This is a genomic window from Acidimicrobiales bacterium, from assembly GCA_033344915.1.
In the GTDB taxonomy this organism is placed as follows: Bacteria; Actinomycetota; Acidimicrobiia; order Acidimicrobiales; family Aldehydirespiratoraceae; genus JAJRXC01.
This window is the reverse complement of the sequence record JAWPML010000001.1, coordinates 455,827-469,323: the sequence shown is the minus strand read 5'-3', so window position 1 is coordinate 469,323 and position 13,497 is coordinate 455,827. Positions and strand designations below refer to the sequence as shown.

Sequence of the window (13,497 nt, the reverse complement as noted above, 5' to 3'; positions counted from 1 at the left end):
GCCGGGCCTTCGCCACCGGTACGGTTGCGCCATGGCCGGCGACCGCCCCGACTTCTACGACCTGATCGCGCGCAACCGGCGCCGCACCTGGGTGCTCCTGTTCGCCTTCTTCGTGCTGCTCGGCGTGGTCGGCGCGGTGATCTCGCTCTCGCTCGGCGGTGGCATCGTGGGCGTGATCATCGGTGTCGGCGCGTCGTTCGGCCTCACCTTCGCCAGCTATTTCCAGAGCGACACCATCGCGTTGCGGGCCACCCGCGCGGTGGAGGCCGACCCCTCCGAATACTCCCGACTCCACAATCTGGTCGCCGAGGTCTCGCTCGCCGCCGGCGTCCCGCAGCCCCGCGTGTTCGTCGTGCACGACCCGTCCCCCAACGCCTTCGCCACGGGGCGCAAGCCCGAGACCGCGGCGGTCGCCGTCACCACCGGACTGATGGACAAGATGAACCGCGCGGAGCTCGAGGGCGTGATCGCCCACGAGATCGCCCACATCCGCAACGGCGACATCCTGGTGATGACGGTCGCCGTCGCCACCGCGGGAGCGATCGCCCTGATCGCCGACATCTTCTGGCGGATGCTCTACTGGGGCGCGCTGACCGGCGGCGGCGCCTCGCACCGGCGCCGCAGCAACGACGGGAACAACGGTCCCAACCCGATCATTTTCATCGGCATGATCGTGGTGGCCGTGCTGGCGCCGCTCGCCGCCGCCCTCCTCCGGGCTGCGGTCAGCCGTTCGCGCGAGTCGCTGGCGGACGCCACCGCCGTCGAGATCACCCGCTACCCGGGCGGACTGCGCCAGGCCCTGGAGAAGCTCGATGCGGACATCACGGTCGTGCGACGCACCTCGCATGCCACCTCGCATCTGTGGATCGAGTCGCCCGACGACCAGGAGACCGGTGCCCGCGGCCGCAAGTTCAACGAGATGTTCAGCACTCACCCGCCGCTCAGCGAGCGCATCGACATCCTGCGCCAGATGGAGGGCCTGCCGCCGTACGAGGGCCCCGACCCCGTCGTGGCGGAGTCGTTGCGCACGATGCAGGACGATCGGGCCGTCAGCGGCGTACCCCGCGGGGTGAGCGCATCGCTCGCCGGGAGTGCGGACTCGGCGCTGGCCACAGTCGATCTCGCCGCCGTCTTCCCGGGAATGGGTGAGGTCGCGGAGGAGGACGACGACCCGGACCACGCACCGGCCGGCTGGTACCACGACCCCGAGAGCGACGACGGGGCCCTGCGCTACTGGGACGGCAGGCGCTGGACCGAACACCGCCACCACATCCCGGATCGCAATCGGATGGCGCCGACCAACGCCCGCCGTAGCCGACTCCCCCGCCCGCCCCGGCGATCGGGACGAGCGGGTCGGTGACACCGCCCGGGCCGGAGTCGCTTCCCGGCGATGCGGCCGAGGTGGGCGTCGGGCCGCATCCCGAGCCGTGGCCTGACGATCCCCGGCTCGATCCGACGCTGCTGGCCGAGGGTGACCGGCGCAACGTGCTCGATCGATATCGCTACTGGACGGTCGAGGCGATCGTCGCCGACCTCGACGAGCGTCGCCACCCGTTCCACGTCGCCATCGAGAACTGGGAGCACGACCGCAACATCGGCACCGTCGTGCGCACGGCCAACGCCTTCCTTGCGGCCCGGGTGCACATCGTCGGCCGCCGGAAGTGGAACCGCCGCGGCGCCATGATGACCGACGCCTACCAGCACATCGACCACCACCCGACCATCGCCGATCTGGTCGACTGGACCACCGCCGCCGGCCTCCCGATCGTCGGCGTCGACAATGTGGCCGGATCCGTGCCGATCGAGACGGTGGAGCTTCCCGAACACGGCGTGCTCCTCTTCGGCCAGGAGGGCCCGGGCCTCTCACCGGAGGCGCGCCAGGCCGCCACGATGACGTGTTCCATCGCCCAGTTCGGATCGACCCGCTCGATCAACGCCGGCGTCGCCGCCGGGATCGCCATGCACACCTGGATCCGTCGCTGGGGCCTCGGTCAACACTGACCCGAGCGGACGTGATCCGGCACTCGACATCGATGTCGTCCGGATGCAGCGGTCCGCGAGAACCACGAGCAAGCGATCGCCTAGGTTGCGTCCCATGAGCGCGGAGGAGGCACTCGACCGGGTCTACGACGAGGACCTCGAGCCCAACTGCTCCACGCCGCCGCTCGCAGGTCGGAACGCCCTCGTCACCGGAGCCAATCACGGGATCGGCGCCGCGACCGCAACTGCGCTCGCTGAGCTCGGCGCCGACGTCGCCGTCAGCTACCTCCGTACCGGCGATCCCGACCGGTCCGACGACTACAACACGGCTCGAGCCGCCGACGGCTCGCAGACCATCGCGTCGATCGAATCGCACGGTCGGCGCGGACTTGCTGTCGAGGCGGACCTCTCCGACCCAGACGCTCCAGGGTCGCTGTTCGAGAGGGTCGAGTCGGAGCTCGGTCCGATCTCGATCCTGGTTCACAACGCCAGCGGCTGGCGCAAGGACAGCTACGCACCGCAACGAGCAGATGTCGTCGGCCGCACGAGCGCCATGGTCGATCGGGTCACGATCGACGCTCAACTGCACGTCGACGCTCGCGCGGGTGCGCTGTTGATGGCCGAGTTCATCACCCGACACCGTGCACGAGCGGCGACATGGGGACGAATCGTCACGCTGACATCGGGCACGGGACGTCAGTTTCCCGGCGAGGTGTCCTACGGCGCGGGCAAAGCGGCACTGATCAGCTACACGCTGTCCGCTGCGGCCGAGATGGCCGACGACGGGGTCACGGCCAACGTCCTGTATCCGCCGGTCACCGATACCGGCTGGATCACCGATGAGGTACGCGAGTTCGTGGCGAACGACGGCGACCACCATCACATCGCGGAACCATCCGAGGTGGCCGACGTGATCGGCTGGCTTTGCTCTGGCGCGGGCCGACTCGTCACCGGCAACATCCTCCGCCTTCGCTGATCCGTCGACGCTGACGATCCCGACTCGCGTCGAGTTCGGCGAGCACGCCGTCGTCGGGTCGCGGTTCGCGATCGAGATGAACGGCGCGGAGTTCGTCCATGAAGCGATCGCTCAGGTCGGGTCCTCCGTCGGCCAAGAGGCGGGCCCGGACGGCAAGTTCCGGAGTCGTGGGCAGCCAGCGCGATCCCCAGTCACCGAGCTCGACGATGAGTGGGACCAGTTGGATGGCCGGCTCGGTGAGGTGATAGTCGATCTTCTGACGATGCCCGGGTACGGCGCTGCGGGTCAGCAGTCCCGCGTCCGTGAGTTTGGCGAGACGCGAGGCCAGGACGTTGCTGGCGATGCCCTCCACCGAGTTGTTGAGGAGTTCGCGGAACCGAGTGGAGCCGCCGAACATCACGTCGCGCAACACGATGAAGCTCCATCGGTCCCCGAGGAGCTCCATGGTCATGTTGATCGGACAGCCCGACCTCCCGTCGCTCACATCGAGCAGCCCTCGGTCAACCGATTGCGCCATGCAATCAGTCTAGCTATCGTGGGCCCCTCAGCACCGATTGCGACCTGCAACCGGTAGACGTCGGAGGAACAGCAAGTGACGCAACGGGTGAGGGTGCAGAACTTCACGGTGTCGGCGGACGGGTACGGAACCGGCGACGGGCAGTCGCTCGAGCAGCCGTTCGGGCACGCCGACCCGACGACGCTGATGGAGTGGGCGTTGGCGACGGCGAGCTGGCCCGGTCGAACCGACGAGGGAGGATCGCGGGGCATCGACGACCACCTGTGTCGCGACTTCGATCACGGGATCGGAGCGGAGATCATGGGTCGAAACAAGTTCGGTCCCCAACGCGGACCCTGGGAAAACCACGACTGGCTCGGCTGGTGGGGCGACACGCCGCCGTTCCACACGCCGGTGTTCGTGCTCACCCACCACGAACGTCCGTCGTTCCCACTCGCCGACACCACGTTTCACTTCCTCGACGCCACGCCACAGGAGGCGGTCGAACGCGCCGCCGACGCCGCGGGCGGGCTCGACGTGCGGCTCGGGGGTGGGCCGAGCACGATCCGCTCGTTCCTCGACGCCGATGTGGTCGACGACCTGCACATTGCCGTCGCCCCGATCACGCTCGGCGCCGGCGTCCGGCTCTGGGACGACCCGTCCGAGTTCGACGACCGGTTCCACCACGACACCATCCCGAGCCCGAGCGGCGTCACCCACCACCTCCTGTGGCGACGCGACACCTGAACGACGAACCGAACACACGATGCCCCGAACCCCGCGGGGACGTCAGATGACGACGCGGCGAGCGGCGGTCGCGGGGTCGCCGGTGTTGGCGGTGCCGGACGGCTCGATGAGCAGCAGCTCTGCCTCCTCGGCCGCGTAGGGCTGGTGCTCCACGCCGACCGGCACGACGAACAACTCGCCGGGTCCCAGGTCGACATCGCCCTCGCTCATCCGGATCGTGATGCGACCGCTCAGCACGAGGAAGAAGTCGTCGGTGTCGTCGTGGTGATGCCAGACGAACTCGCCCTTGACCTTCACGACCATCACGTCGTGACCGTTGAACTCGGCAACGGTTCGCGGCGACCAGTGTTCGTCGAACTGCGCCAGCTTCGCCGCGAGGTTCACGGCTTTCGGTCCATCGTGATCAGCCATCGGCGAAGTGTTGCACAGCCCCGCGCCAGCCTGCGCCGACGATCACTGCTGAAAGGCGGTTGCTTCGATCTCGAGGAGCCACTCGTGGTCGTAGATGTCGACGATGACGACCGTGAGCGCCGGGGTTGCCCCCGCCAACTCCTCCTGCCTGATGTCGGAGTTGAGCTCTCGGTGCTCGCGCGACGCTCGCGAGAACCGCCTTGACGTTGCGCCAGACCTGGCGGCACTGCTCCTCGAAGCCGGACGGGACGGTGCCGTCGCGGTCAGCCGGAATCTGGCCGCTGATCGAGAGCAGACGGCCCGGTGTCGTGACCTCCACACCCTGGCTGTACCCGCCGGCCGCCGAGGGCGCGTCATCCGGATCGTGCGAGATTCCACTCATCACGAGATGATCGCACGGCTGCGGTGCGTCGCTGCGGCGACAGCCGCGGCCTCAACGGCGCCGCTTGCCCGATCGAGCCGCTCTGAGACTTCGCGCCGGTTCGAGCTGGCGTCCCCGCGGGGACATATTTGTGTCGCCGATGTGACACAACTGGCGACTCTCGGACGAGGCGGTGGGTCGGCCGTCAGTTTTGGTTGACAACGGCGACGGCTTGTCAAGCAAAACTGACGACCAACGCTCGCGAGAGAAACCCTGCATCGTCCTGCTCGTCTTCCTCGGCCGAGAGGCCTCAGCGCCACCGCCGACGGCGCGGATCCACCTATCTGTCACACTGCCAGGCGTGTCCAGCGACTCGTTAGATTCCGCCATCGACCTCGTCGCCGATGATGTCGAGGATCTGTCGAACCCTGTGATCTTCGCGATCGCGCAGCGAGGAGACGGCTTCGACGATGCCTGCAACAGGCTGAGCGTTCGGCCCGCCGAGCGGCTCGTCGACGGGGAACTCGACTTCCACGGGGCAGATGGGGTCATGAACTGGGTTTGGTCGTACATCACCGCTGCGTTGGTGGACGGCGCATCACTACCTGAACCTGCGTTTTCGATCTACGACGCCATCGATGCTGGCGAATACCACCATCGGGGTGACGGTGCGGAAGTCGACCCGGTGGAGAAGTACACAATGCCGGCTCTCCGAAAGATCCTCGCCAAGCTCTGAGCCGCCCGTATCCGGCATTCCCGAGCGGGACTGAGCCCAGACGACTCTGCGGAGTCCTTGAAAGCGTGGACGTGGAGCGTCCCCGCGGCGACGCGGTGTGGAACGCCGACTACTCCACCATCGCGATGAGTTCCTCATCGCTGGGGATCTCCACGCCCGGCACGTAGTACGTGTAGAGCTCCTGCACGACCGACTCGAGATCGGCCGGATCGGTCGTGGCGAGCGAGACCGTCACCATCGAGCCGTACATGTGGATGGATTCGACGTTCCCGCACGCGAAGATCCGCTTGGCGAGCACGTCGGGCGGACGGGTGTCGATGATCTCCTCACCGGCCCGGTAGCGCTCGTGGCCCATGCCCGTGAGGGTGCGGTTGAGCTCGAAGCGGACGACGCCCGGCTTCGGTGAGCTGGTGCGGAGGAAGGTGACCGGCTGTCCCATATCGAGGAGAACGTTATCCGGCCCGGCGAGCCCAGGCCCACATCGCCAGACCGATCGACACGACGCCCAGGACGGTGTGGACCACCGTGAACCCGACCTCGTGGTCGTCGATGATGATCCCGATCCCCCGGACGGACCACCAGACCACGGTCCACAGCACGAGCACGGCGAGGATCCGATCGAGTCGCCCGCCCCGTCGCCACTGCACCGCGACCGCGACGCCGAGGAGGACGAACGCGGCGGCCGCCGCGATCCGCCAGGTCATGCCGCCGGAGGACAGATCGTCGTCGGCGAGCACATTGCGGGTCCGGCTCGTCCAGACGAGCACGGTCCAGATCACGAACGCGAGCAGCGGAAGACGACGGGTCACGCGCGCAGGCTACGGCCGCCGCTCAGAACAGGCCGAGCTGGGCCTCGTCCTCGTCGACGATGCGGGGCAGCGCCGTCCACCGCAGGTCGTCCATGAACGCCCACCGGCGCCGGTGCACCGCACTGGGTCCATACGCGGCGAGGGCCGCCTTGTGCCGGGGGCACGGGTACCCCTTGTTGCCGACGAAGCCGTAGGCCGGATGATGGGCGTCCCATTCGCGCATGATGCGATCCCGCGTCACCTTCGCCACGATCGACGCCGCCGCGATCGACAGGCTGATGGCGTCGCCTTTCACGATCTTGGTGGTCGGGTGGGTCTCGATGAAGTCCCAGTTGCCGTCCACCAGCACATGGTCGACAGGGACGCCGAGGTCCGCCAACGCCCGCTGGGCGGCGAGCTTCTGCGCGGCCGACATGCCGAGCTCGTCGCACTCGTCCTGGGTGGCGTGGGCGACGGCGACATGGTCGGCCCAGTCGACGATGCGGTCGTGCATCACCTCGCGTTCGGACTCGGTCAACATCTTCGAATCGCGCACCTTGGTGAGCCGCTTGTCGCGGGGGACGACCACCGCGGCGAGGGTCAGCGGACCCGCCCACGAGCCGCGCCCGACCTCGTCGATCCCGGCCACGTGGATGCAGCCGTCGTCCCAGAGGGCGCGCTCGAGGCGCAGTCCCGGGGCCTTGCCCCTGATCGACTTGCGCAGCTTCGGTGCGGTCGTTGCCATCGGTTCGGACGGTAGCCCAGCGACCGGACCGGTACGGTGCCCACCATGAGCGATCCGATCCGATCGAACCGGTCGCGCTGGTCGATCGTCAGCCATCGCAGCGCGGCGAGCGTCGCATCCGCGCACTCGCTGCTCAGCGTGCTCTCGTTCGCCTCCATCGGATCGAGCGGCTCGGTCCTGTCGATCGGGTCCGCAGGCTCCATCCTCTCGAGCGGGTCGAGCGGCTCGATCCTCTCGGTCGGCTCGTCCGGATCGATCGGCACCATCGGGGGACGCGGGGCGATCGGCGGCCGCACCGCAACGCCGCCGGACCGGATCGCCGGCGTGCTCGCCGCCGTCGCGGTGCTCGCCGCATGGCGCGACCCGCGCTGAGACGGCGCGCTTCAGTCGCCGGGTTCGGCCAGCAACGCCTCGCCGGCACGCTCGAGGGTCGACCACGAAGGGTCGAGGCCCGGGCAGCGCATCTCGATGGCGTCACTTCCGCCATGGCGTTCCCACAGCAGCGCCGGACGGGGGCCGTGCCAGCGCACGCTGAACGACACCCGACCGTTCGCCGTGCCGCAGTTGCGGACGTCGATGTTGTTGCCCCGCCAAGCCGTCGGCACGTCCGGCAGCACGGCGATGGCCCCGGTCGACGACGCGTCGATCACATGGTCCAGGACCGTGGCCGCGGCCCGCGCCGCGGACGTCACAGGCTCGAAGGCGCCCGTGGCGACGCCGGCGGCGCGGCGGGCGTCGTCGGCCGCTCGGGGCGCCGTCGCGTCGAGGACACGGGCCACCTGTTCGAGGGTGGCCCCATCGATCGCATCGCCGGCCGCGGCCGCGAGCACGTCGGCGAACACCGCCAGGCCGGACTCCTGGCCGGCGAGCAGCTCCCGCGACGCGAACGCCCGCATCGCCGCCACGGCATCGGCGCCACGGAGCCGGCCGGCTTCGGTCGCCGCGGCGACCGTGGCCCGGGCGCGGTCCGCTTCGGTGAGCAGCCCGGCGACGTCGAGCACCATCGCCGCTTCCGCCGCGGCGCGGGGATCGTCACTCCCGGCCAACACGACGAGGTCGGGGACGATGCGGCTCCAGGCCTCCCCGAGGTCCGCGTTCGGGACGTCGATCGTCAGCGCATCAGCGGTCACCGCCCGCCAGCCGGCCGCGACATCCTCCGGCGTCGACGGTCGGGTTGGGAAGGCGCCCTCCACCAGGACCTCGAATCGCACCCGCTGGCGATGCGGGAGCGCCACGACGAGTGCGCCCGTCGGGTCGACGCCGTCGACCTTGCCGCGGGCCTCCTCCACGCCCGCGGTCACGTCACCCCAGGGATCCCCGCGGCCGGCGAAGACGGCACCGGCCGGCCGTTCCGCGCGGATCCATTCCGTGGCGTCGAGCGTGATGGCATCCACGTCCGCATCGACGGCACCCGGGCCGTTCACCCGTCCGGCCAGCGCGATCGCGACCGCGGTGGCGGACGCGTTCTCGAACTCCACGACCAACACCCGGCCGAGGCCGTCGTTGGCCGCGGCCACCCGCTGCACCACGTCACCACCGGGCACCCGCAGCCATGTCTCGTAGACCGGGGCATCGCTCACCCGGGACTGCCGAACCGCCACTTCGTCGTGCGCCACCCGCCAACGGTCCTCGGCCCCGACCCCCCACTCGAGCCACCAGCTGCCGTCGATCGCGCCGACCCGGCCCTTGGCGTCGACGACGGCCGTGGGCCCGTCGAGGTCGCCGATCACCGCTCCGTCGAGCGCGGGCGTCGGCTCGGCGTCCGACCGTCGGGCGCGGTCCTGCCACCAGCGACGCATCAGTCGGGGGCGGACTCGCTGGTCGCCGGCCGCTGCACGAGACCGCGATACGCCTGGGTGGCGGAGCGACCCTCGGTCACACAGGCCCGCATCTCGGCGGCGATCGGCATCTGGACGTCGTAGCGCTCCGCCAGATCGAGCACGATCCTGGCGGTCTTCACGCCCTCGGCGACCTGGTTCATCTCTTCGATGATCTCGTCGAGGGGGCGGCCCTTGCCGAGCTGCTCGCCGACGTAGCGATTGCGGCTCTGCGGGCTCATGCAGGTGGCGAGCAGGTCACCCATGCCGGCAAGACCGGCGAAGGTGGCCGGATCGCCACCCATGGCCACGCCGAGCCGGGTGAGTTCGGCCAGACCGCGGGTCATGACGGCGGCGCGGGTGTTGTCGCCAGTGCCGAGTCCGTCCGCCATGCCGGCGGCGAGGGCGATGACGTTCTTCAACGCGCCGCCGATCTCGCACCCGATGACGTCATTGTTCGTGTAGACGCGGAACAACGAGGAGGAGAAGACCTCCTGCAGTCGCTTGGCGATCGTGAGGTCCTCGAACGCGACGACCGCCGCGGCCGCGCTGCCGGCGAGGATCTCCTTCGCGAGGTTCGGGCCGGTGAGCACGCCGACCGGATGCCCGGGGAGCTCCTCCTCGACCACCTCCGTCATCCGTTTCATGGTGCCGAGCTCGAGGCCCTTGGCGAGCGACACGACGGGCACCCAAGGCCGGACGAACGGACGTAGCTCTTCGAGGGTCGCGCGGAAACCGGCGGACGGCACGCCCATGACGAGCACGTCGGCGGCCCGCACGACGGCGGCCAGATCGGTCAACGCCCGGAGGTCCGGATGCAAGCTGAATCCCTCGAGATACCGGGGGTTCTCGTTGCGTTCGTTGATCGCCTCCGCCACGTCGTCGCGCCGGCTGTGGATCACCGTCGGCGTGTTGTGCGCACACAGGTGCGCGACCGTGGTTCCCCACGATCCCGCTCCGATCACCGCGACGTTGATGTCCATGGCGGTCACCCTAGACCTGCGTGCTCACGCAGGCTCAGGCGAGGCGTGCGATCCTGGCGCCGTGACCGACTCCGCACTGGCCCCCGAACTGGCCCGGATTCGCCTCCACGACGTCGGTCACCCGGGCGCGCTGGAGACGTTCGCCACCGTGATCGACGAGTTCCGCTGACGCGGCCCGGCCCTAGACTCGTCGCACCGTGAGCAACGCGTCGCTGGGCACGATCGTCCTCATTCCGATTCGGTCGTTCGACGACATGAAGACTCGTCTCGCCGGGGCGCTCGACCTCGACCAGCGCCGCCGCCTCGCGATCTGGATGGCGGAGCGGGTCGTGGCCGCAGCCGATCCGTTCCCGACGATGATCGTCACGGACGACCTCGAGGTGGCCGAGTGGGCCCAGGCGACGCGGGCCGGCGTGCTCGACCCCGGCGTCCGCGGGCTCAACCCGTGTGTCACCGCCGCGGTCGCCGCGGTTGCCGCCGACGGCCACGAGCGGGCGATCATCGCCCACGCCGACCTCCCCGCGGCCGCATCACTCGCCCCGCTCGACGGCGACGGTGTACTGATCGCCCCCGACCGGGCGCGGGACGGGTCCAACGTCCTGAGCGTGCCCACCCGCGCCGGTTTCGTCTTCCAGTACGGCCCCGGCTCGTTCGCGGCCCATCAGGCGGAGGCCGAACGGTGCGGCCTCGGGCTCACGGTCGTCGACGACCCTGATCTCGCCTGGGACGTCGACGATCCCGCCGATCTCCCCGCGGAGTGGCGCGCCGTCGTCGAGCAGGAGGCGCGCTGATGCGCGTCGACCTCCCCGTCCCCGCCGGCGCCCTCGCGATCGCGGCGCACCCCGACGACATCGAGTTCGAGTGTGGCGCCACCCTCGCCAAGTGGTCAGCGGCCGGCGCGACGTGCCACATGCTCGTCTGCACCGACGGCCGCAAGGGCACCTGGGACGTCGACGCCGACACCGACGCGCTGATCGCCCGCCGCCAGCGCGAGCAACACGAGGCCGCCCGTCGGCTGGGCATCACCGGCGAGGTTCGGTTCCTCGGCGTGGAGGACGGCGAACTGGCCAACACCGTCGACAACCGCAGCGCCGTGGCCCGAATCGTGCGCGAACTCCGACCTTCCGTCGTCCTCGGTCACGACCCGTGGCGTCGGTGGCGGATGCACCCGGATCATCGAAACGCGGGCTTCCTCACCGTCGACGCCGTGGTCGCGGCCCGCGACCCGCACTACCACCGCGAACACGACGTGCCCCATCACCGGCCGGACCACCTGCTGCTGTTCGAGTGCGAGGAACCCGACGTCTGCGAGCGGATCGACGACGCGCACCTCGAAGCGAAGGTCCAGGCCCTGCTGGCCCACGAGAGTCAGTTCGAGACCACGATGAAGGTCGACGCCGACGACGACGGCTCGCAAGCCGACGCGTTCCGCCAACGCACCCGGGCGAAGGCCCGCCGCCACGGTCGTGCGGCCGGCGTCGCCCTGGCCGAGGCGTTCCGCCGCCTCGACCCCGCCGGTTGAAGAGCGCCAGTGGGGTGCCTCCGGAGAGACACCCCACCGACTGATCGGCTGCGTTGGCGGGTTGGGTGGTGCCGCAGCCGACGTTCTCTGCGACGATGGCCGGGTTGCGATCAGTGTTCCGGCCTCGCCCCGCGTCCGTCCCGACGCCCGGACCCGGCCGTTGGTCGCGGGATTTCTTTCGCGACCCGGCACCCGCGTCGTGCGTCGGGAACGCCATGACGGCAGCACTGCTCCCACACCGAGCCTGGTGGGACTCGCTGCTGTCGCTCGCGAGCTCGCTCGACCCTGTCGCGGCACCGTCCCCGGCGTCGGGGTCCGGCGCGCCGCCGCCCCGCCGATCGAACCGTCCCGACGCGGACATCCTCGCCATGGAGCCGGCCGAGGCCTTGGCGGCGTTGAGCCGGCGCCACGCCGACGCCGTCTATCGCGTCGCGCTGTCCGTCACCCGCAACCACGAGCTGGCCGAGGACGTCGCCCAGGACGCCCTGCTGAAGGCGTGGCAGGCGCTCCCGACGTTCCGCGGCGACGCCCCGCTGAAGAACTGGTTGCTGCGGATCGCCCACAACACCGCCATCTCGGCATTGCGTCGGCGCCGCGACGTCCACCTCGACCCGATGGACCTCCCCGAAGCGCCGGTACCCGACCACCTCACGGTGGAAGCACGGGTCGAGGATCGCGTCTCGGCCGGAGCGTTCCAGGATGCGCTCGGCGAGCTCGACGAGCTGAGCCGAAGCGTCGTCGTGCTCCGCGAAGTCGAGGGCCTGTCCTACGAGGAGATCTCGCAGGTGCTCGAGGTGCCTCTCCCCACGGTGAAGACGCGCCTGCTCCGGGCCCGCCGAGTCCTCGCCGCCGCGCTCGAGGGGTGGAAGCCATGAGGTGGTTCCATCCGTCCGCCCGCTCGCTCCAGCGCTGGCTCGACGACGGCGATCCGGACGACGTCGACGCCCACGTCGCCGGATGCGACCGGTGCGCCAACCGACTCGAGGAGCTCGCCGCGCCCCTGCCGGACCTGACGCAGGCGCTCAACCGCTCGCTGCGAGCCCCGGACGACCTCGTCCAACGCCTCGGCGCCCGAATGACCGAGACCATGCGTGCTCGCGAAGACCTGCAGCTCCTCCTCGAGCTGATGGGGGTTCCGCTGGGTACGGTGCGGTCACTGATGATGGAGGACGACGCATGAACGACCCGAACTGGATCGGCGCCGCCATCGCCGCGGCCGCGGGGATCGTCGTCGGCAGCATCCTCGCCCGGATCGTCCGCGGCGTGCTCAGCCGCGAACGTCGACCGGAGCCGGTGCGAGAGGCGGCGGGCGCGATCGCGAGCCTGTTCTTCGCCGCCGCGGTGATCGTCGGCCTGATCACGGCGCTCGGCTTCGTCGATGACGCCGCCGTCGACGATCTCCCCAACGACTTCATCGACTATGTGCCCCGCGCGCTGTCCGCGGCGATCGTGTTGATCGTCGCCAACATCGCGGCGACGTTCATCGTCGCGGCGCTCGAGCGCTCACTCGGTCACGTCTCGCCGGCGGTGCGCCGACGGGTCCCACCGACGGTGCGGGGCGCGATCCTGTTCATGGGCGCGCTGATCGCCGCCAACCAACTCGGCGTCGACACCCAGATCCTCACGATCGCGGCGGCCGCGCTGTTCTTCGGGATCGCCCTCACGGTCGCCCTGGTGGCCTACTCGGGCTCGGGCCCGGTGGCCTCCGAGGTCGCCGCGAGCCGCGCCCTGCGTCGAGTGCTCGCCGTCGGCGACGCCGTCGACACCGAGGCTGCGACCGGCACCATCGTCGAGCTCCACACGGTGAAGGCCGAGATCGAGACGGCCGACGGCCGCCGCGTCCTCGTCCCCTACACCGCGCTCCTCGACGCCGTCATCGGCATCACCCGCGCCGATCCCTGAGTTGAGACGCCGGGGTCAGAGTCCCGTCCCACC

General features: G+C 70.0%; 18 protein-coding genes. 11 read left to right on the top strand and 7 right to left on the bottom strand.

Going from position 1 to position 13,497, the window contains the following annotated elements; all coding sequences use genetic code 11:
- The first annotated feature begins 31 nt into the window (after nucleotides 1–31).
- From R8F63_02235 to R8F63_02225, 3 genes are all read left to right on the top strand, one after another.
- A complete protein-coding gene (locus R8F63_02235; GenBank protein MDW3217408.1) occupies nucleotides 32–1,360 on the top strand; it encodes a M48 family metalloprotease in 1,329 nt (442 codons plus the stop codon).
- A complete protein-coding gene (locus tag R8F63_02230) occupies nucleotides 1,357–2,001 on the top strand; it encodes an RNA methyltransferase (GenBank protein ID MDW3217407.1) in 645 nt (214 codons plus the stop codon). The genes R8F63_02235 and R8F63_02230 overlap by 4 nt, the downstream gene beginning before the upstream one ends.
- A 94-nt stretch (nucleotides 2,002–2,095) precedes the next feature.
- Entirely contained in the window at nucleotides 2,096–2,956 is an 861-nt protein-coding gene (locus tag R8F63_02225) for an SDR family oxidoreductase (protein MDW3217406.1), read from the top strand.
- On the opposite strand, the gene R8F63_02220 is transcribed toward R8F63_02225, so the two are convergent.
- Nucleotides 2,928–3,473 carry a helix-turn-helix domain-containing protein gene (locus R8F63_02220; GenBank protein ID MDW3217405.1) on the bottom strand — a complete coding sequence of 182 codons (546 nt, stop codon included), beginning with the start codon at nucleotides 3,471–3,473 and terminating at the stop codon, nucleotides 2,928–2,930. The genes R8F63_02225 and R8F63_02220 overlap by 29 nt on opposite strands.
- A gap of 75 nt (nucleotides 3,474–3,548) precedes the next feature.
- Between R8F63_02220 and R8F63_02215 the strand changes: the two genes are divergently transcribed.
- Nucleotides 3,549–4,199 (top strand): dihydrofolate reductase family protein, encoded by a 651-nt coding sequence (locus tag R8F63_02215; protein ID MDW3217404.1) that lies wholly within the window; start codon nucleotides 3,549–3,551, stop codon nucleotides 4,197–4,199.
- A gap of 42 nt (nucleotides 4,200–4,241) precedes the next feature.
- Here R8F63_02215 and R8F63_02210 read toward each other — a convergent pair whose 3' ends face one another.
- Nucleotides 4,242–4,610 (bottom strand): cupin domain-containing protein, encoded by a 369-nt coding sequence (locus tag R8F63_02210; GenBank protein ID MDW3217403.1) that lies wholly within the window; start codon nucleotides 4,608–4,610, stop codon nucleotides 4,242–4,244.
- A 722-nt stretch (nucleotides 4,611–5,332) separates the two neighbouring features.
- Here R8F63_02210 and R8F63_02205 point away from each other — a divergent pair.
- Nucleotides 5,333–5,707 (top strand): hypothetical protein, encoded by a 375-nt coding sequence (locus R8F63_02205; protein MDW3217402.1) that lies wholly within the window; start codon nucleotides 5,333–5,335, stop codon nucleotides 5,705–5,707.
- A 109-nt stretch (nucleotides 5,708–5,816) separates the two neighbouring features.
- Here the strand turns inward: R8F63_02205 and R8F63_02200 are convergent, their stop codons facing one another.
- The 3 genes from R8F63_02200 to R8F63_02190 are packed head-to-tail and all read right to left on the bottom strand — an operon-like array spanning nucleotide 5,817 to nucleotide 7,240.
- Complete coding sequence (locus tag R8F63_02200; protein MDW3217401.1) at nucleotides 5,817–6,146, bottom strand: hypothetical protein; 330 nt, start codon at nucleotides 6,144–6,146, stop codon at nucleotides 5,817–5,819.
- Nucleotides 6,147–6,159: 13 nt separating this feature from the next.
- Nucleotides 6,160–6,516, bottom strand: a complete 357-nt coding sequence (locus R8F63_02195) for a hypothetical protein (GenBank protein MDW3217400.1) — start codon at nucleotides 6,514–6,516, stop codon at nucleotides 6,160–6,162.
- Nucleotides 6,517–6,538: 22 nt separating this feature from the next.
- Nucleotides 6,539–7,240: a ribonuclease HII gene (locus R8F63_02190; GenBank protein MDW3217399.1), complete on the bottom strand. Its 702-nt coding sequence runs from the start codon at nucleotides 7,238–7,240 to the stop codon at nucleotides 6,539–6,541.
- A gap of 45 nt (nucleotides 7,241–7,285) precedes the next feature.
- Between R8F63_02190 and R8F63_02185 the strand changes: the two genes are divergently transcribed.
- A complete protein-coding gene (locus R8F63_02185) occupies nucleotides 7,286–7,612 on the top strand; it encodes a hypothetical protein (protein ID MDW3217398.1) in 327 nt (108 codons plus the stop codon).
- 11 nt (nucleotides 7,613–7,623) lie between these two features.
- Here the strand turns inward: R8F63_02185 and R8F63_02180 are convergent, their stop codons facing one another.
- The gene (locus tag R8F63_02180; GenBank protein ID MDW3217397.1) at nucleotides 7,624–9,039 is read right to left on the bottom strand and encodes a hypothetical protein; all 1,416 of its coding nucleotides are present in this window, start codon (nucleotides 9,037–9,039) and stop codon (nucleotides 7,624–7,626) included.
- Nucleotides 9,039–10,040: an NAD(P)H-dependent glycerol-3-phosphate dehydrogenase gene (locus R8F63_02175; GenBank protein MDW3217396.1), complete on the bottom strand. Its 1,002-nt coding sequence runs from the start codon at nucleotides 10,038–10,040 to the stop codon at nucleotides 9,039–9,041. The genes R8F63_02180 and R8F63_02175 overlap by 1 nt, the downstream gene beginning before the upstream one ends.
- A gap of 197 nt (nucleotides 10,041–10,237) precedes the next feature.
- Between R8F63_02175 and cofC the strand changes: the two genes are divergently transcribed.
- The 5 genes from cofC (at nucleotide 10,238) to R8F63_02150 (ending at nucleotide 13,464) form a co-directional block, all read left to right on the top strand.
- Nucleotides 10,238–10,831: a 2-phospho-L-lactate guanylyltransferase gene (gene cofC, locus R8F63_02170; GenBank protein MDW3217395.1), complete on the top strand. Its 594-nt coding sequence runs from the start codon at nucleotides 10,238–10,240 to the stop codon at nucleotides 10,829–10,831.
- Entirely contained in the window at nucleotides 10,831–11,562 is a 732-nt protein-coding gene (locus R8F63_02165; protein MDW3217394.1) for a PIG-L family deacetylase, read from the top strand. Before cofC ends, R8F63_02165 begins: the two co-directional genes overlap by 1 nt.
- Before the next feature lie 215 nt (nucleotides 11,563–11,777).
- The gene (locus R8F63_02160) at nucleotides 11,778–12,437 is read left to right on the top strand and encodes an RNA polymerase sigma factor (protein MDW3217393.1); all 660 of its coding nucleotides are present in this window, start codon (nucleotides 11,778–11,780) and stop codon (nucleotides 12,435–12,437) included.
- Nucleotides 12,434–12,742, top strand: a complete 309-nt coding sequence (locus R8F63_02155) for a hypothetical protein (GenBank protein ID MDW3217392.1) — start codon at nucleotides 12,434–12,436, stop codon at nucleotides 12,740–12,742. Before R8F63_02160 ends, R8F63_02155 begins: the two co-directional genes overlap by 4 nt.
- Nucleotides 12,739–13,464 carry a mechanosensitive ion channel family protein gene (locus R8F63_02150; GenBank protein MDW3217391.1) on the top strand — a complete coding sequence of 242 codons (726 nt, stop codon included), beginning with the start codon at nucleotides 12,739–12,741 and terminating at the stop codon, nucleotides 13,462–13,464. Before R8F63_02155 ends, R8F63_02150 begins: the two co-directional genes overlap by 4 nt.
- Nucleotides 13,465–13,497 lie beyond the last annotated feature (33 nt).